Source organism: Streptomyces sp. NPDC004721 (assembly GCF_053601495.1).
This window is the reverse complement of sequence record NZ_JBSGBZ010000055.1, coordinates 25887-51946: the sequence shown is the minus strand read 5'-3', so window position 1 is coordinate 51946 and position 26060 is coordinate 25887. Positions and strand designations below refer to the sequence as shown.

The following is a 26060-nucleotide window of genomic DNA, read 5'->3' as shown; positions in this document are numbered from 1 at the left end:
ATCCACCGGCGCCGCCAGGAGAGCGGCAAGCGACAGACCCGGGAGACGGTCTACGCCGTCACCAGCCTCGACACCCACCAGGCCAGCCCTGCTGACTTGGGCGGATACGTGCGCGGGCACTGGGGAATCGAAAATTCCAGCCACTATGTCAGGGACGTGGTGTTCGCCGAGGATGCCTCCACCGTCCACACCGACAGCGCGCCGCGGGCGATGGCCGCTTTGCGGAACCTGGCCATCGGCAGGCTACGGCTGCTGGGAGCGGACAACATCGCCAAGACCACCCGAGCGATCCGGGATGCACCCGAACACGCCGTCTGGATCTGGGGCATCACCGACAGCCCGCTCCTACCGGGAACTTGAAGTCGCCCTGATCCTGGCGACGGCGAGTTTATTGGCGGCGGTCATCGCCTCCGCAGGGGCGGATGTTCGGCTGGAGCTGCGCATTCACCCTGAGGTCCCGTCGATGGTGAGGGGCAGCTGCACAAGCAGCGAGCCCGGTCGCGTAGAGCTCGACCGGGCTCGGTAACTGCAGGAGGCTCGGTTCCTGGTCTGTCCACCGGGGGCCGGGCCTTCTCGCGTGTGGCGGTCCCAGCCTTGGGGCTGGCGGCCGGTCGGTCGTGTTGGCGAGCATCCGGCGGACGGTCTCCGGCTGCCAGCGCTCCCCGCGCTTGGGCCGGATGCCCTCGGCAGCCAGCACAGCGGCGATCTCGCGGTAGGACAGCTCGTCCTGGTCCCGGAGCTGGCGGGCGCGAACGCGGCCGGCCTGCTCCATCTCCTCTTCGGTCAGCTCGTTCCTGTGCGCCTGCCAGTCATACGACGGGGCGCCGTAGGCGTACTGGCCCTTCTCTCCCTTGATGCGGCGGCTTCGACGAATCTTGGCCACGGTCATGCCGCGGTCCAGCTGGGCGAAGACGCCCATCATCTGGCGCATGGCGGTGCGTGTGCTGTGCTGCTGCTGGACGGCGGCGGTCCGCCGGCCGAGCTGCCCCTTGGTCCACGTGGCTGCCGATCCGGCGGGCGGACCGAACTGCACCGGGCAGCCAGGGTCGGTTCGTACTTCCGGGGTGTACGGAGTCGTCGTTGAAGATTAAACGTGACGTCTGAATACCGCCGGACCCGCAGGGCGTTCCGGTCTTGGATTGAGCGTGTCCAAGACCGGAACAAGGAGTTTTACGGAGATGACGATGAACGGTGCGACGGCGCTCGACGGCAAGGTGGCGCTGGTGACCGGCGGCAGCCGGGGGATCGGGGCGGCGGTCGCGCTGCGGCTGGCCGAGGACGGCGCAGACGTGGCGCTGACCTACCAGGGCTCGGCCGAGTTGGCCGAGGAGGTGGTCGCCAAGATCACCGCGATGGGGCGGAGCGGCTGGGCCGTCCGCGCGGACAGCGCAGACCCGGAGGCGGTGTGCGGCGCGGTGGCGGCGGTCGCCGAGCGGTTCACGCGGCTGGACATCCTGGTGAACAATGCGGGTGTCGGCGCCGTCGGACCAATCGAGGCGGTGACATGCGACCAGATCGACCGGGTGCTGGCGGTGAACGTTCGCGCGCCCTACCTCTATGCCCAGGCGGCGCTGCAGTACATGGTCGAGGGCGGACGGATCGTGAGCATCGGCAGCTGCATCGCCCAGCGCGTGGCCTTCCCCGGAAGCGCGCTCTACGCGACCAGCAAGGCCGCTCTGATCGGCTTCACCAAGGGCATGGCCCGGGAGCTCGGCCCGCATGGGGTCACCGTCAATCTGGTCCACCCGGGCCCGATCGACACCGACATGAACCCGGGCGACGGCGATTCCGCCGACTTCCAGCGCGGCTTCACTGCGCTCGGCCGCTACGGCACGGCGGTGGAGGTCGCGGATGCCGTCTCGTACCTGGTCGGCGAGAGCGCCCGATACGTCACAGGCGCGGAGCTGGCGGTGGACGGTGGCTTCGCAGTCTGAGCCCGCACGGTCCGACGCAGGCCAGGTAGTCCTTGGCGCTCAGTCCGTCACGGCATCGACCCGTGATCTTGGGCAGTGGATCATGGCTGGGTGATACGTCGCCAGGAGTTGTCCGATGCCGAGTGGGACCTGCTGCGGACTTTGCTGCCCACGGCTGCGACAGGCCGTCCCCGGTTGGACGACCGTATGGTCCTGAACGGCATCGTGTGGAAGTTCCGCACCGGGGTTGCCCGGCGGGACGTACTCGAGCGGTACGGGTCCTGGGCCACCCTGCACACCCAGTTCCGCCGGTGGGCCAAGGACGGCACCTTCGAGCGGATGCTGCAAGCCGCGCAGGCGAAGGCGGACGCAGCCGGCGACATCGACTGGGTCGCCTCGGTCGACTCCACCATTGTCCGAGCCCACCAGCATGCCGCCGGAGCCCGAAAAGGGGGCTCGCGACCAGGCTCTCGGCCGCTCGCGCGGCGGGCTGACCGGCAAGCTCCACCTGGCGGTCGACGGACTCGGCCGCCCGCTCGGCCTGGTCCTGACCGGCGGCAACGTCAACGACTGCACGCGGTTCACCGCTGTGATGGGCGCCATCCGGGTGCCCCGGTCGGGTCCGGGACGGCCCCGGACCCGACCCGCCCATGTCATCGGCGACAAGGGCTACAGCTCGAAGGCGATCCGCGCCTGGCTTCGGCGGCACAACATCGCCCACACGATTCCCGAACGAGCGGATCAGATCGCCAACCGCCTTCGACGCGGCCGCTCCGGCGGGCGCCCGCCCGCCTTCGACAAGCAGATCTACAAACGCCGTAACGTCGTCGAACGCTGCTTCAACAGGCTGAAGCAATGGCGAGGCATCGCAACTCGCTACGACCGCCGAGTGCTACCAGGCAGCCGTCACCCTCGCCTCACTTCTCATGTGGGCGTAGCCCTTTGACGACACTCCCTAGGGCGAGGCGGTGAAGAAGTTCCTGCCGCACCGCGAGAATCGGGCGATGACCGACTGCCGCCCGCTGGGCACCGGACCCGACCGCGCCGACGTCTCCCGCACGCGAGACACCGAGCTCCCGCCCGCGCCACGCGCCCAGCTCGCCGCTGAACGCCTCCCCGCCACCCCGGCCGCCGAGCCGAAATCACGCCCAGCGGCCGGGCGCCGCACCCTCGGGGCCGGCCCCGCCGCGCCCGGACAGGTGTAGAGCAGCACGGCCGGGCGCGGATCGCGGGCCGTGCGCTCGCGTACGACCTGCACGTAGCTCTGGCTGCCGAACCCCCTGACGACGCGCACGGGGATCCCCGTGCGCTCCAGCAGCCGGTCAGCTGAGCCCGCATCTCGCAGGCCACGTACAGGGCTGTTGTCTGGCGGAACGTGGACCTCGAGCAACGGGATCAGGTCAGGGAACCGCTCCTCCCGGCGGGCCTGGGGCAAGACGCGCGGACAGACGAGGTCCTAGAGGTCTTGGACGGCGCGCAGGGCCTGGTCGACCCGGGCCATGGCCGCAGCGTCGACGGGGCCGAGGAGTTTTGCTCCCCCGAACCGGTTGACCCGCAGTTGTGTGATGTTGACGGCGACCGCGGTGCACGGGATCGGATCGCCGATCACCACCGACATGGCCGTGTCGGGGTTGCGGGTGCCGAAAAATCATCAGACCAGGTCACGACCTTGATCATTGATCTATGTGATCTGTTGTGGTGTCCCCGGCCTGCTTCGTCGCGACCATCGCCTTTGCCTGCTGCGTGCGCTGCTGTTGACTTGAAGGCCGTGTTGCACGTCCACGATTCCAAGATGCTACCAATGGTAGTATCGAATCCATGAGCGGTAGTAAGAAGTACTCGATCAGCCTGCCCGAGGATCTCGCCGAGGGCGTGCGCTCACAGGTGGGCCCCGGCGGCTTCTCCGCCTATGTCGCCGAAGCCCTCGAGCAGAAGGTCGCGATGGACAAGCTCCGTGAGCTCGTCGCCGACTTCGAGGCCGACAACGACGCGCTGACCCGCGCGGAGGTCGAGACTGCCCGTGAGCTGCTGCGCCATGATCGCCGACAGGCCGGCGGAGCTGCGGCCTGATGCCCGGCATGCTTCTCCTCGACAGTGAAGGCCTCTCCAAGCTCTACCTCAAGGACCGCACCGTTATGGCGCTCGTCCAAGCCGCAGTGGAAGAGGGCGTGCGGGTGGCCACCACGGCCATGACCACCCTTGGAGCCGACTACGAGCGGATCCATCCCGCACGCATCAGGTGGGTCCTCTCCCGCATCGACGTCTATGACGTCACCAAGGAGATCGCCGACCAGGCCGCCGAACTCCTGCGCGCCCACCACCTGCACGGCCACAAGTACGCGATCGACGCTGTCCTCGCCGCGATCGCCCGCACGACACCCCGGCCGGTCACGGTCCTCACATCTGACCCTGAGGACCTCACGCTCCTCTGTGGATCTGCTGTTGAGGTGGTCAAGGTCTGACCGCCGAGCGCCGATCTCTGGCTGGCACCCGCTGCTCGCCCCGCGATCTTTACGGGGACAGGGCCCGGGCGGCATCATGATCAGGCGTGCTACTGCGCCTGGCCTACCTCGCCGCGACCAACACCTTCGCGCTCTTGCGCCTGCTGCCGATGAGCGACCGGGATAAAGACATCGAGATCCTGGCGCCGCGTCACCAACTGCTCGTCCTTCAACGCCAAGTCGGCAAGCCCACGTTCACAGACACCGACCGTGTGGTCCTCGCCGGCCTGCTCCACCACCTCCCGAGAGAGAAGCTGCGGCACCTCCTGCTGCTGGTACGCCCGGATACGATCTTGCGCTGGCACCGCAACGTGCTCAAGCGACGACATGCCGCCACCTGTGCGCCGAAGCACCGTGGGCGCCCGCCCACGGTGCGCTCGATTCGCGCTCTGGTGCTGCGACTGGCCCGAGAGAACAGTTCCTGGGGGTATCGGCGCATCCACGGCGAGCTCGCGGCGCTGGGCATCAAGGTCGCCGCCTCGACCGTCTGGGAGATCCTCCGCGAGCACGGCATCCCACCCGCTCCCGAACGGCAGAGCACGACCTGGGCCGACTTCCTGCGCAGCCAGGCCGACGGGCTGCTCGCCTGCGACCTGTTCGAGACCCGCACCCTGACCGGGGCGCGCCTGTACGTCTTCGCCGTCATCGAGCACTCCAGCCGGCGCGTCCGGATCCTGGGCGCCACCGCACACCCGTCCGCGGAGTGGATCCTGCAGCTCGGCCGCAATCTCCTCATGGACCTGCAGGATGCGGGCAGCAGGGCCAAGTTCCTGATCCGGGACCGCGACTCGAAATTCACCACCGCCTTCGACGCCTTGCTGGCCGACGCCGGGCTGAAGGTCGTCACCTCCGGGATCCAGATTCCGCGAATGAACTCCCTTATGGAGCGCTGGATACAGACCTGCCGCAGGGAGCTCTTGAACCGCACTTTGATCTGGAACCAGAGCCACCTTCTGCATGCGCTCCGCGAGTTCGAGTCCTTCTACAACTGGCATCGGCCCCACCGAACGCTGAAGCAAGCCGCGCCGCTTCGCCCACTACCCGAACCGATCAACACCCCAGCGCAGATCAGGCACCCGGAGGTCCATCGGCGAGACCGACTCGGCGGAACCCTCCACGAGTACCAACATGCCGCCTGAGCAGCCCGGATGATTAATCGGCACCCACAATGCCCGCGATGACGGCGAGCGCCTTGGCGGTGTTGCCGCTGGAGAGCTCGACCAGTTGGCTGCCCTGTTCGACGGCGCGTCCAGGTGGGGGCGGGCCATGTGCCAGGCGGCACGATCCTTCACCGAGCCGAAGGGGTTGAGCAGTTCCAGCTTGGCGTACAGCTCCACTCCGGCAGGCGGTGCACCTGCGGGTCGATGCGGACCAGCGGGGTGTTGGCGATGGCGTCGGTGATGCTGTCGTACCTCACGGCGCTTGCTCGCCTCCCGGGGCGGATCTCGGCCAGTACTCCTTGTCCAGGCACCAGCGCCAGGCGCTGTCCGGCCCCTCCTGCCAGGCGGCGACCTTGCGGGCCACGGGCTGGTTCTGGGCGCGGGTGGCATGGAAGTCCATGCAGTACCCGGCGGTGTTGGCGAACGCCAGCAGGTCGCCGGGGCGCGGGCGGCGCGGAAGGTGCACGATCCGCCGGGTGATCAGGTCGGTCTCCAGGCAGAGGTTGCCAAAAAGGTGTACGGCGACGGGCCCGGCGGGCGCGGGCCTGCGGGGGACGAGCACCGGGTCGACCAGGACGCCGTGCTCCTCCAGGCCGATGTCGTGGGCGTTGGCGGCCAGCCGGACCCACAGCGGGCCGCCATCCTCGTCGTCGCGCACCTCCAGGACCCGGGCCAGGGTGAGGCCGCACTGGTCGAGCAACGCCCGGCCGGGCTCGGTGTGCAGGTCGTAGAGGTGCTCCAGCAGCAGCGCGGCCAGCGGGCGGTTCCCGAGCGAGGTGGCGCGCTGGGAGAGCAGTTCGTCAAGGTAGCGCGGGCCGGCGACCGGCCGGTACGCCGGGTACAGGCCGAGGCTGCCGCGCAATGTGCCGTGCTCGGCGCGCAGGCCGTAGCCGTGGCCGCCCCAGGCCATCGGCGGCCGGGTGGCGAGGACGGCGTTCGCCAGCTCAGTAGTGTAGCGCTCCCATTGGGCGCCGTGGGCGAGGTAGTTGGCGCCGAACCCGCCGCCAATGTCGAGGGCGCGGGGACGCAGTCCGCGGCCGCGCAACTCCTCCAGCACCGCCAGGCAGCCCTCCACAGCCGCGGCCTTCTCGCCGATCGCCGTGGTGTCCAGGTGGTAGGAGACGCCAACCGCCTCGACCGCGTCGCCGTGCCTTTCCAGGGCCTTCAGCAGCGCGTCCGTCTCCCGGACCCTGGTGCCGAAGCGGCTGGGAAGGGAGAGGGTGCGTACCCCGCCGCCCCGGAAGGCGGACAGCCGCGGCAGCACGTTCACCCGTGGTAAGCCCTGCTCCCGCACCAGGGCGGCGACCTGGTCCAGTTCCTGGCGGGAGTCGGGGGCGACGGTGGTCCCGGCGCGGGCGGCCAGCCAGAGGAACTCCGGGGTCTTCGGGCCAGTGGCCGTGATCCGATCGCCGGTGAAACCACAGGCTAGGGCATGCTGCAACTCGCCGAGTGAGGCGACGTCAACGCCGACGTCCGTGGCGGCGAGGCGGCGCAGCAGGGCACTGGAACGATTCGACTTGTGGGCGTAGCAGACCCGGCCGCCGAGGCGGTGGCGGCGGTAGACGGCGCGGAAGGCGTCCGCGTTGCGGGCAATCTGCTCGGGAAGGACGACCGCGAGCGGGGAGCCCAGCGCGTCCGCGAGGGTGTGCAGCAGCGCCGGCGGCTCCAGCAGGGCGGCAATGGGTGCCCCCAACTGCGGTTCCAGGTAAAGGGTGTCGCCCATGCCGTACAGCCCACCCCTCCCACGTCCACGCCGCCCCGGCTGCCTCCTGCACTAAGCACTTCCCCCAGCGCCCCGGTTTACGCCCCGCGCGGTCGGAAGACGACGACAGGTGAGCCGCCCGGCCGACGGTCCCATAGGGACACGCAGGCACAGGACCCGGGCGGGTGTCCAGCCGAGCAGAACGACCAGGTCTTTGCGGCGCCCATGCCCTCCCGTGCCGCGTACTCGGCTCACTCGGGGACGCCCCCTGGCGACGCAGAACGCCGCGCGATCATGCGGATGGTGCACGCGGTCGTAAGAAAGGCGCCTGGCGGCTTCCCCCGTGCGCCCGGCGTCGGGGGCGAGTAGCCCGACGGTGGTGTGCTCGCCGATCGCGGGCAGCATCGACGGGAAGCACGCATGCGCGTGGCCGCGCGATGTCGGCCTGCCCGTGCGGGGAGCGGTCAAGGCAGGACCGGAGCCGCTTGCGAAGACTCCCGGAGCGAGGAGAGCGGTTCGCTCTGCCCGGCAGGGTCTTCCCAGCGTCCTGGTGAAGACCCGCCTACTGCGTAACCCACCCGAACGGGCCGGGGCGCCGAGCTTGTCGCTCGCCGTCCGTATTCCGGAACCGGGCACGCAGGCAGTCCCCGCTGCGGGTCAGTGGTCGTCCCAGTGGTCCTCGTGGGCGGCGTGGCGGTGCCCGTCGTGGACGTAGTCGGTGTGGTCCTCGTGCGGAATGGCGACGTGGCCGCAGTCCGGCCCGTGCCGGTGCTCGTGTCCTTCGTGGGTGACGTGGCCGCCGGCTCCGCATTCGTCCACGTGGTCCTCGTGAGGACGGTGGACGTGGCCGTCGTGGACGTAGTCGGTGTGGTCTCCGTGTGGGACGGCGACGTGGCCGCAGCCTTCGCCATGGACGTGCTCGTGGGCGGCGTGCGTGCGATGGTCGGTGCTGGTGGACATGCTGAAACTCCTGTTCATCCAGATATGCCCCCTCTGAATAGGAATATCAGCGAATGGCCTCCCGCGCGCATTATCCGCGCGGGCGAATGGGATGGTGTCGCAATTCCGAATGGAATCGACCTTCATTTTCAGCCTGAATTCACCGCGTGACGGTTGCATCGACGGGCGGCAGGAGATTGCCAACCGCAAGATCGAAGAGTTGTTGCGTGAGTACGAGTGATCATGTGCGCCGTCGGCTTGGCTCCCGCAGATCCGCAGCCCTCCCTGGGCCGGCGTCAGGAAGGGGATCGATATTGCTGCTACCGGGATGAAAGGTTAGCCTGCCCTAAGCTAATTAGGTGATCCCGGGGTTGAGGATGTCGATGGTCTCAGTGCAGTTGGGTGCGCGTCAGAGCGGTCCGTCCTTGCCGACGGATTCAGCGGGGGATGCGCGACTGGCCGACCTACGACCCGGGATGAGTGGCCAGGTGATCGACATCGACGAGTCGGTCGAGCCGAGCACCGCGCGACGACTGTTCGACCTGGGGTTCGCCCCCGGCGCGGAGGTCACCGTGCTGCGGAAGGCGCCGCTGGGCGACCCTGTTGTCTTCCAGGTCGTGGAGTACGAGGTGGCACTGCGCAAAGCGCAGGCCGCCGGCATCCATGTACGGCGCATTGCATGAGCGCGCACTGCGGTCCGGTGGCCCAGACGGTCACTGGCAATACTCGTCTGGCTCTGGTCGGCAGCCCGAACTCGGGCAAGAGCACGCTTTTCAATGCCCTGACCGGCCTGCGGACCAAGACCGGTAACTACCCCGGAGTGACCGTCGCGCGCTATGAGGGGTTGGCGCGCGTCGGCGAGCACGAGGTGGTCATCGAGGATCTGCCCGGCACTTACAGCCTCGACCCGATCAGCCCGGACGAGCAGGTCGTCGCTGATGTGCTCGACCCGGACAACCCGGACCTCGGCACACCCGACGGGATCCTCGTCACGATCGACGCGACAACGCTGCGTCGTTCCCTCGGGCTGCTCGCCCAGGTCATGCAGACCGGTCTGCCGATCTGTGTGGTGCTCACCTTCCGTGACGAACTGGCCCGTCGCGGCGGCACCCTCGACGTCTCGGCCCTCCGCCGTGCGCTGGGTGTGCCGGTCGTCGCGGTGACGAGCGGATCACGCAACGACCTGGCGCAGTTGCAGTCCACGCTGCTCGACTTGGCCGCATGGGAGCGGCCGGTCCTCCCGCCGCCCACCGACCCCTCGCAGAGACGGGCCTGGGTGGAGTCGCTGCTGCAGAGCGCGGGCTACGAGGTGCCCGAGGTCGATCACCGCACCCGGCGCATCGATGCCGTGCTGCTGCACCCGCTGTGGGGCACGCTCATCTTCTTCGCGACCATGTTCGCGTTCTTCCAGATCATCTTCACCGTCGCGACACCGCTGCAGGACGCGGTGCAGAGCCTCTTCGACTGGCTCGGCACGCTGGTCACCGACTACGTCTCGAACCCGTTGCTCTCCGGCTTCCTCGGCAACGCCCTGATCGGCGGCCTGGGCAGCGTACTGGTCTTCCTGCCCCAGATCGCCCTGCTGTTCCTCATGATCTCGCTGCTGGAGGGCAGCGGTTACCTCTCCCGCGCAGCCTTCCTGATGGACCGGCTCATGTCCAAGGCCGGGCTGGAGGGCCGGGCGTTCGTCGCCCTGCTCTCCTCCCTCGCCTGCGCCATCCCCGGCATCATGGCCACCCGCTCCCTGCCGTCGGCCAAGGACCGCTTCGCGACCATGATGGGCGCGCCGCTGATGACCTGCTCGGCGCGCCTGACGGTCTATGTGCTGCTGACCGGCCTGCTGGTGAGCCCCGGTACCAGCGTCGGTCCCTTCGGCGCCCAGGGCATCGTCATGTTCGCGCTGTACCTCGTCGGTGCGCTCTCGGCCATGGCAACGGCCTGGGTCTTCAAACGGTTCAGCAGCCGGGGCGGCCCGGTGCTGCCGTTCTATATGGAGATGCCGTCCTACCGGTTGCCGCGGCCGCGGTCGGTGATCGAGGCCATGTGGAGCGCCTGCAAGGGCTTCCTGCACAAGGTCGGCCGCATCATCCTGCTGGTCACGATCGGTCTGTGGCTGCTGCTCAGCCTGCCCATGCACAGCGATGCCCAACTGCGCTCCGCCGGCGTCGACCCGGCCGACCGGACCGCGGTCCAGGCCTACGAGGTCGACCACAGCTACGCCGCCGACATCGGTCACGCCATCGAACCCGTCTTCGAACCCCTCGGCTTCGACTGGCGGATCAACATCGGCGTGCTGGGATCGCTGTCCGCCCGCGAGGTGTTCGTCGCCACCCTCGGCCAGGTCGCTGCCGCCCAGAACCCCGACCAGCCGGCCGAAACCCTGTCCCACATGACCTACACCGACGGGCCGCATCAGGGAGAGAAGCTCTTCACCCCGGCCACGACGGCCGCCTTGCTCGTCTTCTTCCTCTACGCGCTGCAGTGCATGTCGACCGTCGGGGTCATGCGCCGTGAGACCGGCTCGTGGAAATGGCCCGCGGTCGCCTTCGGCTACATGTTCGTGCTGGCCTGGACCATGGCCTTCCTGACGCACACCGTCGTAGGACTGCTGGCATGAGCGTCATCCCCATGCACCCCGAGGCCACGGCCGACCCGCAGACCGTCCGCTGGGTGATCCCCGCCGGCACGCTGCCGGTCGTCGGAGAGATCGCCGACGCACCGGACGAGCTCGGGAAAATGCTCCACTCCGAAGACATCGCCTCCATCGAGGTGGAAACAGGGGCCGTGGTGATCCGGCTCGCCGACGGCCAGCGCTGGTCCGGCACAGGAGCGCGAGTACGCGACGCGCTCAGCGCCGCACTGCAGCACCCCCAGCGGTGGCGGCCGGCCGACGTGGTCACCGAGGACGACCTGCTGCGCGCCGCACTGCAGGACGTCCTGGACGGATCCGCCGGCGACTACATCCGCTCCCACGGCGGCGAAGTGACGATCGTCTCCGCCCACGACCGCCACGCGGAGGTGCGGCTGGCGGGCACCTGCACCCACTGCCCGGCCGCCGGATTCACCCTCCACTCCCGCCTCGAATCGGAACTGCGCGCCCGCTTCCCCGACCTGGCCGAGCTCCGCGCCACGGAGGAGCCCGCCAAGGCGCCAAGGCGCACATGGCTCACCCTGCGCCGCCGCAGCGCGTGACCGTCCAAGGCAGGGGCGGCGACGGGATCCGTAGCAACCACCTTGGCCGACAGGAGCGCGTGGCTGCCGCCGGCAGCCACGCGCTCCTGTCGGTGGAAAGAGCTGTCCTTTGACAGTGAAGTTAGTCGGCTGCGAGTTGGTGACCTGGGTGGACTTGATTGGCGGAGCGGACCGTGGGGCTGGCCGTCCGCACCGACTGATCATGCTTGGTGCCGCCCCGCAGTGCGCTACGGTCTCCTGCTCCCGGCCGACGACTGAACGCGTGACTGGGCGCGGACCGTGTGACGTCCCGCTCCCGTCCGGGGAGTCGGGAGCAGACGCCGTGCATCCTCGGGGCGCCGCCCAGGCGCCGGCCGTCACGACGCTCTGCTGACCAGGCACCCAGGATGACACCGCTGAACAGGCGACCCGCACCGGCTCCGGCGGGTGCGGGCCGCCCCATGTGCCGGAGCCGGTTTGGGCCGCTACGCGGCCTGCGGCCGGAGCCTTCGCAGGAGGCCGTGCCGTGGCGCCGCGCACCACACCACCGCGAACACCGCCGTCAGGACGCAGACGATCGAGCCGCCCGCCGCCAGGTCGTACGCGTATGAGACGTACAGCCCGGCCAGGGCTCCCGTTCCGCCGAGGAGTGAGGCGAGCAGTGTCATGGCCCACAGGCGGTCGGTGAGCATGCGGGCCGTCGCTGCGGGGGTGATGAGGAGCGAGAGGACGAGGATGTTTCCGACCGCCTGCAGGGACAGCACGATCGTGGCGGTGACGATGGCGTAGAGGATCAGGTCGAGGCGGAGGACGGGGAGCCCTGCGGCGCGGGCGGTTTCGCGGTCGAGGCTGACCGCGACCAGTTCCTTGCTGAACAGCAGGACGACAGCGACCAGAACCGCGCCGACGCCCGCCGCCGTCCACACGTCCTCCGGAGCCACGGCGAGCAGGCCGCCCGCCGGGCCCAACACGCTTTTGGCGGCCGCGTTCGTGCGAGGGGCGGAGAGCCGAGCGCTGCGCCGGCACCCTGCCCCGTCGACTCGGCTCCGGCGAGGCTAACCTGGAGTAGCCGGGCTCCCCGCTGCTCCCACGCATCGCCGCGGCTTGGCCGCCCAGCCGCCCTGCGTGGCGATCACCTTGCGGTCATCGCCCGCGCGCTTGGAGCTGGCAGCCGCGTCCCGGCGTGGCGTACGCGGAGTCGGCGAAAGGTTCCAAAACCGGGAAGCGGCCATCCATCGCGGCCCGAGGACGCGCGAAGGGACCGGCACCGCGCCCACCCGCTCTGGCTCGATCAGGTGGGACGCGATGAAGAGGTTGGATAGGCCCAAGGTCAGGAACTTGCCGCGCCGAATCTCTCGTGCTGGCCGCGGATGGGCAGGCCCGCCAGCAGAGCGCGCCGACTGGCCCTGACATGCTCACGCATCACGTGCTCGGCACTGTCGCCGTCCTTTGCCAAGATCAGCTCCAGGACGAGGTGGTGTTCCCGGTCGGACTGGGTGGCGCGGCCCGGCTGGCTCAGTGAGGTGTTCACCAGCCGGGAGTACGCCAGCTGATTCATCAACATCCGGTAGTGGGCCTGCAACTTGGTGTTGTCGGCGCCGGCTACGAGCAGGTCGTGGAACTCATGGACCAACTCTGCGTACCGCTCTCGGTCGTCCCGCTCCACCGCTTCATCGGCCTCGCGCAGGTTTCGCTCGAGCGAGTCGATCTCCGGGACACGGCCGCGCTGGGCGAGGAGGCGGGCGGCCGCGCCCTCGAGGAGTTCCTTCATCTCGAAGAGTTCCGTGATCTCACGGCGGGAGGGGATGGTGACGAAGGTTCCGACGCGGGGCCGGATCTCGACCAGCCCTTCGGTCTGCAACTGTTTGAGGGCTTCACGCACGGGCGTACGACTCACGCCGAACTCGTCCGCGAGGGCGAGCTCCGAGAGCGGAGCTCCGGGTTCGATGTCGCCCTTGATGATGCGCCTGCGCATTTCGGCGATCACCGTGGCTTGCATCGATCCGTTCTTCGGTTCGCTCTTCGCGCGATTCACCGAGTACTCCTCCATCTCCCCTGCCGCCCGCTGGATCATCCCAGAGACGTGAGGGCGCCGCCGTCGAAGAACTTGCCCGCGCTGTAGACCATAGGATGCCGCTCGGCGACTGCAGCGTGGACTACTCGGCAGATGAAAATGGTGTGGGTGCTGGCCTGGAGCCGCTCGCGGATCTGCACTTCCATCTGCACGCTGCTTTGAGTGATCAGCGGGCTGCCGAAGGGGCCGCTCTCCCAGTCGAGGTCCTTGAACTTGTCAGCGGCTTTGCTTGCGAACGTGCCGACGACGTCGAGTTGGTCGGTGGACAGGATGTTGATCGCAAGGTGGTCCGCCCGGTACAGACAGTCATGGGTGGACGAGGTGCGCTGGACGCACACCATGACGGTGGGAGGGTCGAGCGAGATGCTCGAGAACGCGTTGACGGCCAGCCCTTTGGGGGTCTCTTCATCCATCGCGGTCACGACCGTGACACCGGTGACGAACTGCCGGTTGACCTGCTTCATCACGTCGATGTCGGGGGTCGAGGCGAGGGCGGCCATGGAAGGGCTCCTTGTCATCTTGATCGTCAGTCCTGTCCCACGCTGATGATGCCTAGCGCCGAGAGCAGCGCCCGGGGGTCCCACGTCACGTGTTCCTCGACGATCCGGTCTGACTCGAAGCGGGCGAACGTGGCGCCGCTGACTTCGACGCGCCGCTTGGTGGGCGGTACACCGAGGAACGAGTTCACGTGTGTTCCGCTGCTGTGCCAGCGGATCGCGGCCCTGTCACCTTCGACCACGATGTCGTCGATGGTGGTGGTCAGGTCCGGGAAAGCCGCTCGTGTGGAGAGGATCGCTGCCTTGAAGGCGTCCAGGTTCTGCGGGTGCGGGTCTGTTCCGTGGCGTAGGTAGGCCGAGCTCAGCAACGCGTCGAGGGCATCGACGTCGCCCTGCCCCCAGGCCTCGGCCCATACCTTCTCGATGAGTTCTCGCCGGGCGTCAGTGTGCGCCATCTCTTCTCCTTTCACAGGAGGGTCTTTGGAGTGCGGTCTCCGCCGGCAGGGACGGGGCGCCACACGCTGCTGGAGGTGCCAAGCGAGGCGGAGGAAGCGGAACCGTTGCTTGTCCCCTCCGCCGCTGCCCTCGGTAGTGCCGTTCCTGATGGTTTCTTCCCTGCTTCCCGATGGCTGCACGGGCGCCTTTTCCCTATCCGTTCGAAGGTGAAGGGACATGAAACTCTCTGCGCCCACCGGGCCGACACCCGGCTGCACTGGCATACAAGAAGCAGTAAGGCATGCCACAGATGGAGCGTCAAGGGTTCGGGGGTGTCGAATCGCGACTCAGCCCCCAGGTCTCTGAAACGGGCAGTTCAGATGCCATCTTGTGGCTGTCGACTTGAGTGTCCGACGGGCACGCGAAAGTCGTTTAGCTGAGCCCCTTGACCGGTCTGAGAGTGGGTGCCTATGGTCCTGTGCCATGCAAGAGAGCTTGGAACAATCTGACGAGAGCATCGGTCTCCGCAAGCTCGTGCTCTACCGTGATGTCGTCTTCACCGAGGCGGGCAAGGCAGCCGTGCGGCCCGTGCAGCGAGCCAGCGTCGCTGCGGTCATACGGAATCCATGGGTGGGCTCCGGCCCTTCGGCTGATCTGTCGATGGAGCAGGCTCGCATCGCTCCGGTACTCGCGAAGCTGCTGACCGACCGGCTCATCGCTTCCTTGGGCGGTGCGGACGAGATCGAATCGTTCGGCAAGGCTGCCATCGTCGGTACGGCGGGCGAGATCGAGCACGCCGGGGCACTCATCCACACCCCGTACTTCGGGAACCTGGTGAGAGAGTTCCTCCAGGGCGAGTCCATCATCTGTTTCGCCGACACGCGTGCCGAGGCCGGAGAGACACTGATCGTCCCCCTCTGGCACAAGACACATGCCGCAACGCGCAGTCACTACCAGACCATCAGCGCTCGTGTACCCGACGCGCCGCGTGCGGACGAGATCGTCGTCATCGCAGCCGCGTCAACGGGGCCGCGACCGCACCCCCGTATCGGGGACCGCCTGACCGACCCCGTTGTCACCACCGAAACTCTGGAGGTTGTTCCCTCATGAGCGTCCGCAAGATCGTGACCGTCGTCGAAGAGATCCACGCCGAGGGCGGCCGGGAGGTCAACCGCTCTGCCCGCGTTGCCGTCGTCGCAGCGGTGATTGAGAATCCCTGGGCCGGTCAGGGCTTCGTCGAGGACCTCAGCCCCGGCATCGACGCGCACGCCTCCGACCTCGGCGCGCTGCTGGCTCCGGCGGTCCTGGACGCCCTTGATGCCCCCGCCGAGGCATACGGCAAGGCCGCCATCGTCGGCCTGGACGGCGAGATCGAGCATGGCTCGGCGCTGATCCACACACTCAAGTTCGGCGACCACTTCCGCAAGGCGGCCAATGCCACCACCCTGCTGCCGGCGGTCGAGAAGCGTGGGCCCGCGGGCGTGGCCTTCGACATCCCGTTGAAGCACATCACCGACGCCACGATCCGTTCGCACCACCAGAGCTTCGAGGTCCGGATCAGCGACGCTCCGCACCCGAACGAGATCGTCATCGCGCTTGCCGCCGCCGCTCAGGGGCGCCCCCAGCAGCGCCTGGCGCCGCTCTCGACCGAACAGTAGGTACTCATGAGCAAGCCGACCGTGGTCCTGCTGCACGGCGTCGGCCTCGACCACTCCATGTGGGAGCCCACCGCCGCACTCCTTGCCGACCGCTTCACCGTGATCACCCCCGACCTGCCTGGCCACGGCATTCGCCCGCCGGTGAGCACCGGCGTGACACTCGCAGACCTCGCCGACGGGGTGGTCGGTGAGATCCCGGCCGACTCACACCTGGTCGGGTTCTCACTGGGTGCGCTGGTCGCCCAGCACGTGGCGCTGCACCGCCCCGAGTTGGTGGCCACGCTGACCTCGGTCAGCTCGGTGTGCGAGCGCACGGCCGAGGATCGGGCCCTGGTCCTCGACCGGCTGCGCACCGCGGAGGCCGACTTCATGGCAAGCACGGCCGCATCCCTTCAGCGGTGGTACGCCGGCACGGACGTCGATCCCATCTGGGTGGCCCGCACCGAGGCCACACTGCTTGCCAATGACCTCGGCTCCTTCCTCAACTGTTATCGCGTGTTCGCCACGGCGGACGCCGAACTCGGGCCGGACCTGGGCGCCATCACCGTACGCGCACTGGCGGTGACGGGGGAGAGCGATCCTGGCTCCACCCCCGAGATGACCCATCGGCTCGCCGCGGCACTTCCGGACTGCCGTGCAGTGGTCATCCCCCAGGCGCGTCACATGCTGCCCGTTGAGCGTCCCCATGCGCTCGTCGACTCCCTCACCACCTTCCTTGGAGAGTGCGCCCATGTCTGACCTCCCCACGTTGCAGCACTTCATCGGGGGGACGCGGGTGGAGCCCGCGTCGGGCGAGTACTTCCAGAGCACCAACCCGGCCACGCGCGAGGTCCTCTATCGGGCAGCGCGTGGAGGCGCCGCCGACATCGAGCGAGCGGTCGCCGCCGCGAAGAAGGCCTTTGAGGACCGGCGCTGGCGCGACCTCAGCCAGACGCGACGGGGCCACCTGCTGCGTCGCCTCGGTGACCTGATCGCCGAGAACGCCGAAGACCTCGCCCGGATGGAGACGCAGGACAACGGCAAGCTGCTGCGTGAGATGCGGGGGCAGCTGGCTGCCTTGCCGGAGTACTACCACTACTACGCAGGACTCGCCGACAAGATCCACGGCGACTTCATCCCCACCTCCGACCGCCAGGTGCTGAACTACACGGCCCGGGAACCGCTGGGAGTCGTCGGAGCCATCACGCCCTGGAATTCGCCGCTGACGTTGACCAGCAGCAAGCTGGCCCCTGCTCTCTGCGCCGGCAACACCGTCGTGATCAAGCCCTCCGAATACACCTCGGCCAGCGTCCTCAAGCTCGCCGAGCTGGCGCTGGAGGCAGGGTTCCCGCCAGGGGCGGTGAACGTCGTCACCGGATTCGGGGCCGAAGCCGGACAGGCCCTGGTCGACCACCGCGACCTGGCGAAGATCTCCTTCACCGGCAGCACCGCCACCGGGGCCCGCATCGCCGCGGCAACCGCGAGCCGGTTCATCGGCTCCACGCTCGAACTCGGTGGCAAGTCACCCAACATCGTGTTCGAGGATGCGAACATCCCGAACGCGGCGATGGGAGTCGTCGCCGGCATCTTCGCCGCCGCCGGACAGACCTGTATCGCAGGCAGCCGCGTCTTCGCTCACCGGTCGGTCTACGACGAGCTGCTCGAGCGAGTCGCCGAACGCGCCAAGACCATCCGTATCGGCGACCCCCTGGACGAGCAGACCGAACTCGGCCCGCTGGCCTTCGCTGACCAGCGCGACAAGGTGGCCGGATATGTCGATCTCGGACGCAGCGAAGGCGCCCGGGTGCTGACCGGTGGACACTCCACCGACGGCGGACTCGGCGGCTACTTCTACGAGCCCACCATCCTCGTGGACGTCGACAACAGCATGCGCGTGGTACGTGAGGAAATCTTCGGCCCCGTCCTGGCCATCATGCCGTTCGACACCGAGGACGAGGTCGTACGCCTGGCCAACAACACCGACTACGGACTCGCAGCTGGCGTCTGGACGACGAACCTCGCCCGGGCGCACCGGATGGCGGCGCGCCTGGACGCCGGGACCGTCTGGGTCAACACCTACCGGGCCATGTCTCCCATGTCCCCGCGGCAGGGCTTCAAGACCAGCGGCGTCGGCGTCGAGCACGGCACCGAGTCCATCAAGGAGTACACCCGGCTCAAGAGCGTGTGGATCAACACGAGCGAGGAGCCCGTGGCCGACCCGTTCATCATGCGGAGCTGACATGCCACAGGTTGCCATCACCCTCGCCGAAGGCCGCACCCCGGCCCAGATCCGGGACTTGCTGCACGAAGTGCACGCCGCGGTCCTGCGCACCACGAACACCCGGCCCGAATACATCCGTGTCGTCGTCTGCGAGGTTCCCCGCTCGCACTGGGCCACCGGCGACGTCACCCTCACCGAGATGGACGCCGCCGGCACGGGGCAGTCCGGCGCGACCACGGATGAGCGCAGCGACCAGGACAACACCCGACACCTGGTCACCCGAGCAGGTAAGGAGCAGTCATGAGGTTTTCGTTGTTCGTGCACATGGAGCGCTGGGACGAGGAGGTCAGCCACCGCCAGCTCTTCGAGAATCTCACCGAGCTGGCCCTGATGGCCGAGGCCGGCGGGTTCGGCACCGTGTGGATCGGCGAGCACCACGCGATGGAATACACCATCTCTCCCAGCCCGATGCCGCTGCTCGCCCACCTGGCTGCGAAGACCTCGACCATACGTCTCGGCGCCGGGACCATCATCGCGCCGTTTTGGAACCCCATCCGAGCCGCCGGTGAATGCGCGCTGCTCGACGTCATCAGTAACGGCCGGATGGAGGTCGGTATCGCCAGGGGCGCCTACCAATTCGAGTTCGACCGGCTGGCGGGCGGGCTGTCGGCTCGCGACGGCGGGAAGCACCTGCGTGAGCTTGTGCCCGCCGTCCGGGCGCTCTGGCAGGGTGACTACGCCCACGACGGCGAGATCTGGCAGTTCCCGACGTCGACCAGCGTGCCCAAGCCGGTACAGCAGCCCACCCCGCCCATGTGGATCGCCGCCCGCGACCCCGATTCCCACGACTTCGCCGTCGCTCAGGGCTGTAACGTCATGGTCACCCCGCTGATGAAGGGAGACGAGGAAGTCGTCGATCTCAAGCGGAAGTTCGACACTGCGGTGGCCAACCACCCCGAGGTGCCGCGTCCCGAGCTGATGGTGCTGCGGCACACCCACGTCCACTCCCCCGACGAGTCCGACGGGTGGCGGCCGGCCGCGGAGGCGATCGGCCGGTTCTACCGGACCTTCGACGCCTGGTTCGGCAACAAGACCACCCCGCAGAACGGGTTCCTCGCCCCCAGCCCGGAGTCGAAGTTCGAAGGCCGCCCCGAGTTCCAACCGGAGTCGTTGCACAAGACAGCGATGATCGGCACCCCTGCCGACATCATCGAACGGCTGCGCACCTACGAGGAGCTCGGCGTCGACGAGTACAGCTTCTGGATCGACACCAGCCTGCCGCACGAGGAGAAGCGCAAGTCGTTGGAGCTGTTCGTCAAGGAAGTCATCCCGGCGTTCCAGTAAGTCGATACTGCCTGGCAAAGCCGCGGCCCAGGAAGGTCATCCAACTGTGAGGCGGACTCGCCCAGTTCGCTGGAAAGCGCACTGCAGCTCGTTCGACCTTCCTCGGCCCGCATCCTGGATGCGGCTGATCTCGGTCACGAAGGTGGCGAGGCCCCGTTTTCACATGGCCGACAAGTTCGCCCTCCGGCCTGAACAAAGCCACTCCCGCACACCTCCGATCAACGGATCGTGCACCCAGCTCAAGGTGAAGATCGGTGAGCGGCTCCAGGCGTTCTAGCCCCGCTCACCGGCTGGGTCGTCGCCATCCGCCACCCCTCCCGCAGGTCTACAACATCGGTTGTATCCGACATCTCACGCCCCCGACATGGTGAGAACCCCGCAGTCGCCCCCCACCACCCACTGAAGCAGCCTCCTCCCCCGGTCTCCAGGAGCACGCCATGACCCACGACGCCTCAGCGCCGGTGTACGGCAGCGCGATAGCAAAGGTCGAACCCTTCGGGGTCGACCACATCCCCGATAACGAGCGGCACGGCAAGCCCAGTTCGCAGTTCTTCGTCTGGTTCGCCGCCGGCTTGAACTTTCCCATCATCCTGCTCGGTTTCAGTGCGGCCTGGTTCGGACTGAGCTTCCCCGCCGCTGTCACCGCCATCGTCATCGGAGCGGCACTGGGATCCCTGCTCATGGCCGTGATGTCCCGGATGGGCGTACGGCTCGGCGTGCCGCAGCAGATCCAGGCCCGCGGACCGCTCGGCTTCTTCGGCAACTTCGTGCCCGTCGCCTACATCAACGTCTTCGCCGGCATCGGCTGGGCGTCCGTGACCGTCATCCTCGGCGGCAAGGCGTTCGCCGGACTGACCCACCTGCCGTTCTGGCTGTGCGCCGGGCTGCTGACACTGGTCGAGCTGGTCGTCGCCGTCTACGGCTACAACATGATCAACTTCCTGCAGAAGGCGCTGACCTACGTCCTGACGCCCCTGTTCGCGCTGATCACCGTGGTAGCCGTCATACGCGGCGGAAGCATCTTCCACGCCAACCCCCACGCACAGGGGTACATCGGCTCCACCGGCGGCCTGGTCACCTTCGGCGCCTGGTTCCTGTCCTTCCTGGTGGCCTGGGCGCCCTTCGCCTCGGACTACTCCCGCTACTTGCCGGACACCCCCGACGTCGTCACGCGCACCGCCTGGTACACCGGCCTCGGCAACTTCGTCACCATCTGCTGGCTCGGCATCCTGGGCGTGGTCGTCGGCGGCAGCGCGACCAGCTCCGACTCGATCACCGCCCTGCACCAGCTCGCCGGCCCCTTCGCCATCCCCGCCCTGCTCGCAGTCGGCCTCTCGGCACTGGCGCAAAACTTCCTCAACGTCTACGGCGGCGCCATCTCCATCCAGACCCTGAAGGTGCCCGTCACCCGCGCCCAGGCCGTCATCGGCATCTGCGTGCTGGCGTACGCCCTCAGCCTGTGGGGCGAGTCCGGGACCGAGGCCAAGTTCAAGGTCTTCCTCAACCTCACCGCGTACTTCATCGCCCCCTTCGTCGCTGTGCTGCTGCTCGACTACTACCTGGGCGGCCGCTCCGACGCCAGCCGCATCCCCGAACTCTACGACCGCTCGCGCGTATTGGACTGGGGCTTCGTCGCGTGGGCGGGCGGGGTCGCCGCGTCCGTGCCGTTCTGGCAGTCCGACTTCTACACCGGACCGTTCTCGGTGGCCCATCCGGGTGCCGGCGACCTCAGCATGTTCGTCGCAACCGGAGCAGGCGCGGTCCTGTACCTGCTGACCTACCGGCTCAAACCGCTCTGGATGAAGGACGCGGGCGAAACACGCCAGTCCTCAGGCGAACCCGATCGTTCCAGGGCGGTGGCTTCGCACAATCAGTGACGAGGTGCCAACCGACAGGCGGCGTCCGTGCATCCGGGCCTGGCAGCTGCCTGCCAGGCCGGCCCCACTGGTCATCGGGGATGGCGTCGCCGCCGTCGATCTGGGAGACGGTATGGCGTTGGCCGCCTGCCTCCCCTCACAGCACGCGCATTCTCCATCCGCCGTGCCGGCATTCCCATCCCACGGCAGCGGTCGGCCCCTCAACCTTGCTTCAGCACCAACGCCTTCATCACCACGAACAGCCTCTGCCTCACATCTCTGTCCCTCCTTCACCCGAGAGCAAAGACCATGCCGCACGAGCTTCCCTCATGGGCTCTGCAACGAGTCGCAGCCGCACTGGATGCTCAACAAAAACGAAGCTCGACATCGGTGACCGCCGCCGAACTCGCCCGCTCCACAGGGCTGAGCAAGGGACTGGCCAGACAATGCATGCGGCACGTGCGGCAGAATTGCCCACCGATAACGAGTCAGCGGGCCATTGCGGACGACTGACACGTTGCCCCGCCTGAGCAAAGCAAACGGGGCAACGTCGTGAAGGCTGCCGGCGAGGCCATGGCAGCCTGACCGCGCCAGCGCGGGGCAGTAGGCCGATTTCGGTCATGTCGCCGCTGATCTTCCAAGAGATCGGCGTCCACCATCGCCGCGCCCAGTCCGCCTAAACGACTACTCCCATCTCTCCGGACCGCGCCCAAGCGCCCCGTACACCATCAGCAATGTCGGTCGACAGATCAGGTGTGCTGTCGACTTCCTGGTCGATCCTCTTTAGTCCACCACGACCCGCCTGCTTGCATGCAAGAAACACTTACATGAGGGGCGTCACTCGGCACGAAAATGCACTTAGATGCAGGTCTCTTGACCCCCCTGAGATCATCTCCGTAATTTCCTGCCATACAAGAGAGACTTGAGGAGGCGCTACATGGCCACGGCCACCAACGCCGAACACGAGCACAGACTGCGTGATAACGCGCCTGAGCCAGGAGGCCGCGAGGCCGACGCGCCCTGGCTGGTCGTCATCGACATGCAGGTGGCCTTCGCCGACCCAGGCAGCGCCTGGGCGGTGCCGCGCTACTCCGAGATCGAGCCCGTCGTCAAGCAGCTGTGCGACGGCTTCGAGGGACGGGTTGTCGTCACGCGCTTCGTGCCCGACCCAGCCGAACCTGGCCAGTGGGCCCGCTACTACGCTCGGTGGCCCACCATGCGAGCTCCCTCCGACGATCCGCTGTGGGACGTGACGTTCCCCGTCCCCGACAGCACCCCCGTGATTTCGCTCCCCACCTTCGGTAAGTGGGGAAGCGAGCTGGACCGTATCACCGACGGTGCCCCGCTGGTGATGTGTGGAGTCGCCACGGATTGCTGCGTCCTGGCCACCGTGCTGGCCGCAGCGGATGCCGGTCGGAAGGTCACAGTTGTCGCCGACGCCTGCGCGGGCGTCGGCGACGACTACCACGAGGAAACCCTGCACGTGCTCGGGCTCCTCTCACCTATGGTCGAGGTCCGCAAGGCTGGGGAGCTCGGTTGACGTGCTCCCTGGCCTAAAGTCCAGGGAGCACGTCAAGCGGAGTCTTCCAAGAGCAGCCAAGTACTGTTTCCACGCCACAGGAACTGCGCGGCCGCCTAATCGATCAGATACGCAGCATCGGCCCGCCCGCTGAGGAGCTCCGATACTCCCCGAGGGCCGCGCCGCTCCGTGCCGTCTGCCACGGCCCTGCGGCAGTGGCAGACGGCATGTTCACGCCCTCAGTCCTTGGGCCTCAGTTCTTGGGCCGGTCGGATTGCGGCAGGTGGTCGAGGAGGAACTGGGCGCCGCTGTTGTAGGTGTCGACGAGGTCCTGATAGGTCAGGTAGATCTCGTGCATCTCGTTGGGGTAGGCGCGCTGGACGAACTCGCCACCCGGGTGGTGAGTTTGGAGGGCCTGTGCCAGGTCCATGCCGTGCTGGAAGTCGACGTTGCGGTCGTCGTCGCCCTGCACGAGCATGAGCGGCGAGGTCAGGCCGTCGATCTCGGTGACGGCGGCGCCATGCACCCCGGCGATGTCGAAGCCGACCTTGAAGATATCGGAGTTGCGGGCCAGGCCGAGCGAGGCGATGTAGCCGCCCCAGGACAGGCCGTAGATCGACATCTCGTCCGGGTTCACGTCGGAGCGGGCGCGCAGGAAGTCGACTCCGCCCAGGATGTCCCGGTACTCGCTGGCGCTGGTGCCGCCGGTGCCGGGTGCGGTGCGGAAGTTGTAGCCGTGCATGATGCCGCCCCGGTAGTCCACGGACAGCACCACGCAGCCGTGGCTCGCGAGGTACTGGTTCATCTCGTAGAGGACGGAGTACGTGTCGTAGTAGTGGAAGCCCGGCAGCATCGCGCGGCGCGGGCCGCCGTGCGGGAAGATCACCGAGCAGCCGGTGGGATGCTTGGGGACGAACAGCTGGCCGTAGGCCCGCTGCCCGTCGGTGGCGGGGAAGTCCACCAGTTGCGGTTCCAGCAGCTTGTCGCCCGGGAAGGACGCCGGGATCTGCGGCAGCGCGGCTGTGGTGGTGGCGCCGCGCGCGTCCCGCACGGTGACCGACGGCGGCTGGGACCAGCTGGCGTTGACGTAGGCGAGTGTCCCGTCCGCGAGCGGTGTCGGCGCCCACTGGCTCGTACGCCCGCCGGTGACCGCTGTGGGCGCCCCGCCGGCGAAGGCGACGGAGGCCAGGTGGCGGCGGCCGGTGTCGCCGATGTTCGTGGAGTACACCAGTCTTGTGCGGTCCAGGGTGAGCGCGGCGGATTCCACCTCGCCCTCACCTGGCGTCAGCAGTCGCGCGGAGCCGCCGGTAGCCGGGACGGTGTAGAGGTGCCGCCAGCCGTCGCGCTCCCAGGCGAAGGCGATCTGCCCGTTAGCGGACCACAGCAGCTGGTCCCCGGGCTGTGCCTCGAACGTGGTGTTCTGGTCGAGGCCGTAGAAGGTGGATCCGACGCCGGTGTCCGCCTGCCATATCTGCCGGGTCTGCTGCGTGGCCGGGTCCGCGAGCCATATCGCCCACGGCTGCCCCGAGACCGTGCGCCTCAAGGCGAGGCTGTGCCCGTCGGGGGACCAGGACGGCGCCGCATCGCTTGCTCCCGTGTGTGGGACTGCCCAGGTGGAGCCGGTGGTCAGGTCGTAGACCTCGACGGCCGAGCCCCGCTGGTAGGCAAGGCGGGTGCCGTCCGGGGAGAAGCGCGGTGTGGACAGCGATCCGGTGAAGGTGAACAGGGTGGTCGGCGTGCCGACCTTGCGGAGCTTCCCGTTCTTCCAGGTCAGGTCGGCGGACATGACGCTCTGTCCGTTCGTCCACACGAGACGCATATCGTCCGGCGAGAAGCGCGGCTGGTAGCCGTCGCCCAGCGGGATCGGCGCGGTGTGCGCGTCGGTGGGGACGATCCAGACCTGGCGGGACAGCGGGTCGGGCAGCGACCGCGGGTTGAGGGTTTCACCCTTGTTGTTGGGCGAGCTGCCGCGTACGTAGGCGACCGCGCCGCCCTCGTTGGAGACGTTCAGCTGCGACAGCTCGATGCCGTCGTCCTTGGGGTAGTCCGCCACGCGGGTCGCCTTTTTGCCGACGTGCATGACGTTGATCGCCCGGCGGGTGGACTCCCAGGAGACGTACGCCACCGTACGGCCGTCTGCCGACGGCTCCGGCTGGTAGGCGATCGGCGCCGCGAGCAGCGACGCGAACGAGTAGCTGTCCCCGTCACGCCCCGGGGGCAGCTTCCATGCGCTCAGACTCGGTGCCGGCTTGGTCACGGTCCGGTCCGTCAGGCCGTCCACGTGCCGGACGAAGGTGATGTCCTTGCCGTCCTTTGACCACACCGGGTCGGAGTCGGTCGCGAAGACGGGGTCGACGTAGCTGATGCGCCGCGTCCGGTAGTCAAAGACCGCGATGAAGCCGTGGTTGTCGCGCGGGTTCTCAAAGGCGAGTTGACGGCCGTTTGGGGAGAAGGCCGCATCCCCGACTGTGCCACGGATCGTCAGGTCACGGTGAGGGGTGTCCCATTGCGCGTGCGTGGTGGTGCGTGTCGCGCCCCAGACCTCGTTGCCGTCCACGACCCAGGCGGCGTACCGGCCGTCAGGGGAGAGGGCCGCTGTCGGCGGGGGCATGGAATCCGCCTGGGCCGTGACGGGAGAGACCATGGCCGCCGCCACACAGAGCACTGTCACCAGCACCCCACGGGACAATCTTCGGTTGCCAGACATTCCGGTTCCTTTCTGCCGCCCTGCTCATCGGCAGGGCGTAGATCGGTCGCGGCACGGCCTGCCGGACGTCCCGTGCGGCAGAGCCCCTTGGTTTCATGGCCGCTTCAAGGCCCTTGGCTCCCTGGCCCTTGCTCCATGGCTCCGGAACTCCCGCACGTTCCCGGCCGGCGCTCACCGCCGACGGTTTGTCATGAACCATTCACTGTAACGATTTCCCGTAACACGTAAATGGCGCCGCCCCGCCTCCTCCCGACCCCGCAACCAGCTGCCGGTTCACTGCCGGCCTCCGCCGCCGGACCGGGCGGCGGGCCCCCTCGTGTTTCGATGATCTGCATGTCGGACTGCACGGAAGATTTCAGCAGCGCACGATTCACTGCGCCCGCT

General features: G+C 68.0%; 25 protein-coding genes and 3 pseudogenes. 18 read left to right on the top strand and 10 right to left on the bottom strand.

Annotated elements, in window-relative coordinates; genetic code table 11:
* A pseudogene (locus ACWEK3_RS34115) lies at positions 1-360 on the top strand (ISAs1 family transposase); the annotation flags it as partial.
* Positions 361-388: 28 nt separating this feature from the next.
* Here ACWEK3_RS34115 and ACWEK3_RS34110 read toward each other — a convergent pair.
* The gene (locus ACWEK3_RS34110) at positions 389-1033 is read right to left on the bottom strand and encodes a recombinase family protein (protein WP_453251435.1); all 645 of its coding nucleotides are present in this window, start codon (positions 1031-1033) and stop codon (positions 389-391) included.
* 145 nt (positions 1034-1178) lie between these two features.
* On the opposite strand from ACWEK3_RS34110, the gene ACWEK3_RS34105 reads away from it, so the two are divergent.
* The 3 genes and pseudogenes from ACWEK3_RS34105 (at position 1179) to ACWEK3_RS34095 (ending at position 3118) form a co-directional block, all read left to right on the top strand.
* The gene (locus ACWEK3_RS34105) at positions 1179-1934 is read left to right on the top strand and encodes an SDR family NAD(P)-dependent oxidoreductase (RefSeq protein WP_450547349.1); all 756 of its coding nucleotides are present in this window, start codon (positions 1179-1181) and stop codon (positions 1932-1934) included.
* A 93-nt stretch (positions 1935-2027) separates the two neighbouring features.
* Positions 2028-2851, top strand: a pseudogene (locus ACWEK3_RS34100) (IS5 family transposase).
* A gap of 66 nt (positions 2852-2917) precedes the next feature.
* Positions 2918-3118 carry a hypothetical protein gene (locus ACWEK3_RS34095; protein ID WP_450547350.1) on the top strand — a complete coding sequence of 67 codons (201 nt, stop codon included), beginning with the start codon at positions 2918-2920 and terminating at the stop codon, positions 3116-3118.
* A gap of 251 nt (positions 3119-3369) precedes the next feature.
* Here ACWEK3_RS34095 and ACWEK3_RS34090 read toward each other — a convergent pair whose 3' ends face one another.
* Positions 3370-3531 (bottom strand): hypothetical protein, encoded by a 162-nt coding sequence (locus ACWEK3_RS34090; protein ID WP_450547351.1) that lies wholly within the window; start codon positions 3529-3531, stop codon positions 3370-3372.
* Between the two features lie 200 nt (positions 3532-3731).
* On the opposite strand from ACWEK3_RS34090, the gene ACWEK3_RS34085 reads away from it, so the two are divergent.
* The 3 genes from ACWEK3_RS34085 (at position 3732) to ACWEK3_RS34075 (ending at position 5553) form a co-directional block, all read left to right on the top strand.
* Positions 3732-3983 (top strand): hypothetical protein, encoded by a 252-nt coding sequence (locus tag ACWEK3_RS34085; protein ID WP_384087526.1) that lies wholly within the window; start codon positions 3732-3734, stop codon positions 3981-3983.
* Positions 3983-4375: a type II toxin-antitoxin system VapC family toxin gene (locus ACWEK3_RS34080; protein WP_453251434.1), complete on the top strand. Its 393-nt coding sequence runs from the start codon at positions 3983-3985 to the stop codon at positions 4373-4375. Before ACWEK3_RS34085 ends, ACWEK3_RS34080 begins: the two co-directional genes overlap by 1 nt.
* Positions 4376-4461: 86 nt before the next feature.
* The gene (locus ACWEK3_RS34075; protein ID WP_453251433.1) at positions 4462-5553 is read left to right on the top strand and encodes an integrase core domain-containing protein; all 1092 of its coding nucleotides are present in this window, start codon (positions 4462-4464) and stop codon (positions 5551-5553) included.
* Between the two features lie 22 nt (positions 5554-5575).
* On the opposite strand, the pseudogene ACWEK3_RS34070 reads toward ACWEK3_RS34075, so the two are convergent.
* From ACWEK3_RS34070 to ACWEK3_RS34060, 3 genes and pseudogenes are all read right to left on the bottom strand, one after another.
* A pseudogene (locus tag ACWEK3_RS34070) lies at positions 5576-5831 on the bottom strand (pyridoxal-phosphate dependent enzyme); the annotation flags it as partial.
* Positions 5828-7297, bottom strand: a complete 1470-nt coding sequence (locus ACWEK3_RS34065; protein WP_450547353.1) for a Y4yA family PLP-dependent enzyme — start codon at positions 7295-7297, stop codon at positions 5828-5830. The gene ACWEK3_RS34065 and the pseudogene ACWEK3_RS34070, both read right to left, overlap by 4 nt.
* Positions 7298-7933: 636 nt before the next feature.
* A complete protein-coding gene (locus ACWEK3_RS34060; protein WP_453251432.1) occupies positions 7934-8236 on the bottom strand; it encodes a hypothetical protein in 303 nt (100 codons plus the stop codon).
* Positions 8237-8592: 356 nt separating this feature from the next.
* On the opposite strand from ACWEK3_RS34060, the gene ACWEK3_RS34055 reads away from it, so the two are divergent.
* Genes ACWEK3_RS34055 through ACWEK3_RS34045 form a run of 3 tightly spaced genes read left to right on the top strand, consistent with a single transcriptional unit; the run spans position 8593 to position 11407 of the window.
* Positions 8593-8898 carry a FeoA family protein gene (locus ACWEK3_RS34055; RefSeq protein WP_453251431.1) on the top strand — a complete coding sequence of 102 codons (306 nt, stop codon included), beginning with the start codon at positions 8593-8595 and terminating at the stop codon, positions 8896-8898.
* Positions 8895-10832, top strand: a complete 1938-nt coding sequence (feoB, locus tag ACWEK3_RS34050; protein ID WP_450547355.1) for a ferrous iron transporter B — start codon at positions 8895-8897, stop codon at positions 10830-10832. The genes ACWEK3_RS34055 and feoB overlap by 4 nt, the downstream gene beginning before the upstream one ends.
* Positions 10829-11407: a NifU family protein gene (locus ACWEK3_RS34045; protein ID WP_453251430.1), complete on the top strand. Its 579-nt coding sequence runs from the start codon at positions 10829-10831 to the stop codon at positions 11405-11407. Before feoB ends, ACWEK3_RS34045 begins: the two co-directional genes overlap by 4 nt.
* A gap of 464 nt (positions 11408-11871) precedes the next feature.
* Here the strand turns inward: ACWEK3_RS34045 and ACWEK3_RS34040 are convergent, their stop codons facing one another.
* The 4 genes from ACWEK3_RS34040 to ACWEK3_RS34025 all read right to left on the bottom strand — a co-directional run bounded on the left by ACWEK3_RS34040 (position 11872) and on the right by ACWEK3_RS34025 (position 14412).
* On the bottom strand, positions 11872-12357 hold the full coding sequence (locus ACWEK3_RS34040; protein WP_453251429.1) for an iron chelate uptake ABC transporter family permease subunit: 486 nt from the start codon (positions 12355-12357) through the stop codon (positions 11872-11874).
* 359 nt (positions 12358-12716) lie between these two features.
* Entirely contained in the window at positions 12717-13421 is a 705-nt protein-coding gene (locus ACWEK3_RS34035; RefSeq protein ID WP_450547338.1) for a GntR family transcriptional regulator, read from the bottom strand.
* 35 nt (positions 13422-13456) lie between these two features.
* Positions 13457-13960, bottom strand: a complete 504-nt coding sequence (locus ACWEK3_RS34030) for a flavin reductase family protein (RefSeq protein ID WP_383058567.1) — start codon at positions 13958-13960, stop codon at positions 13457-13459.
* Between the two features lie 26 nt (positions 13961-13986).
* The gene (locus tag ACWEK3_RS34025) at positions 13987-14412 is read right to left on the bottom strand and encodes an ester cyclase (RefSeq protein WP_450547337.1); all 426 of its coding nucleotides are present in this window, start codon (positions 14410-14412) and stop codon (positions 13987-13989) included.
* Positions 14413-14875: 463 nt separating this feature from the next.
* Between ACWEK3_RS34025 and ACWEK3_RS34020 the strand changes: the two genes are divergently transcribed.
* The 8 genes from ACWEK3_RS34020 (at position 14876) to ACWEK3_RS33985 (ending at position 22990) form a co-directional block, all read left to right on the top strand.
* Positions 14876-15502, top strand: a complete 627-nt coding sequence (locus ACWEK3_RS34020) for an amino acid synthesis family protein (RefSeq protein ID WP_450547336.1) — start codon at positions 14876-14878, stop codon at positions 15500-15502.
* Positions 15499-16050 carry an amino acid synthesis family protein gene (locus ACWEK3_RS34015; RefSeq protein ID WP_450547335.1) on the top strand — a complete coding sequence of 184 codons (552 nt, stop codon included), beginning with the start codon at positions 15499-15501 and terminating at the stop codon, positions 16048-16050. Before ACWEK3_RS34020 ends, ACWEK3_RS34015 begins: the two co-directional genes overlap by 4 nt.
* Positions 16051-16056: 6 nt before the next feature.
* Positions 16057-16788 carry an alpha/beta fold hydrolase gene (locus ACWEK3_RS34010; protein WP_450547334.1) on the top strand — a complete coding sequence of 244 codons (732 nt, stop codon included), beginning with the start codon at positions 16057-16059 and terminating at the stop codon, positions 16786-16788.
* On the top strand, positions 16781-18268 hold the full coding sequence (locus tag ACWEK3_RS34005) for an aldehyde dehydrogenase (protein WP_453251428.1): 1488 nt from the start codon (positions 16781-16783) through the stop codon (positions 18266-18268). The genes ACWEK3_RS34010 and ACWEK3_RS34005 overlap by 8 nt, the downstream gene beginning before the upstream one ends.
* Before the next feature lies 1 nt (position 18269).
* The gene (locus ACWEK3_RS34000) at positions 18270-18554 is read left to right on the top strand and encodes a tautomerase family protein (protein ID WP_281157084.1); all 285 of its coding nucleotides are present in this window, start codon (positions 18270-18272) and stop codon (positions 18552-18554) included.
* Entirely contained in the window at positions 18551-19594 is a 1044-nt protein-coding gene (locus tag ACWEK3_RS33995; RefSeq protein ID WP_450547332.1) for an LLM class flavin-dependent oxidoreductase, read from the top strand. Before ACWEK3_RS34000 ends, ACWEK3_RS33995 begins: the two co-directional genes overlap by 4 nt.
* A gap of 437 nt (positions 19595-20031) precedes the next feature.
* Positions 20032-21471 (top strand): purine-cytosine permease family protein, encoded by a 1440-nt coding sequence (locus tag ACWEK3_RS33990; protein ID WP_450547331.1) that lies wholly within the window; start codon positions 20032-20034, stop codon positions 21469-21471.
* Between the two features lie 916 nt (positions 21472-22387).
* Positions 22388-22990, top strand: coding sequence for a cysteine hydrolase family protein (locus ACWEK3_RS33985; RefSeq protein ID WP_453251427.1), 603 nt, complete (start codon positions 22388-22390; stop codon positions 22988-22990).
* A 232-nt stretch (positions 22991-23222) separates the two neighbouring features.
* On the opposite strand, the gene ACWEK3_RS33980 is transcribed toward ACWEK3_RS33985, so the two are convergent.
* Positions 23223-25580: a prolyl oligopeptidase family serine peptidase gene (locus ACWEK3_RS33980; RefSeq protein ID WP_453251426.1), complete on the bottom strand. Its 2358-nt coding sequence runs from the start codon at positions 25578-25580 to the stop codon at positions 23223-23225.
* Positions 25581-26060 lie beyond the last annotated feature (480 nt).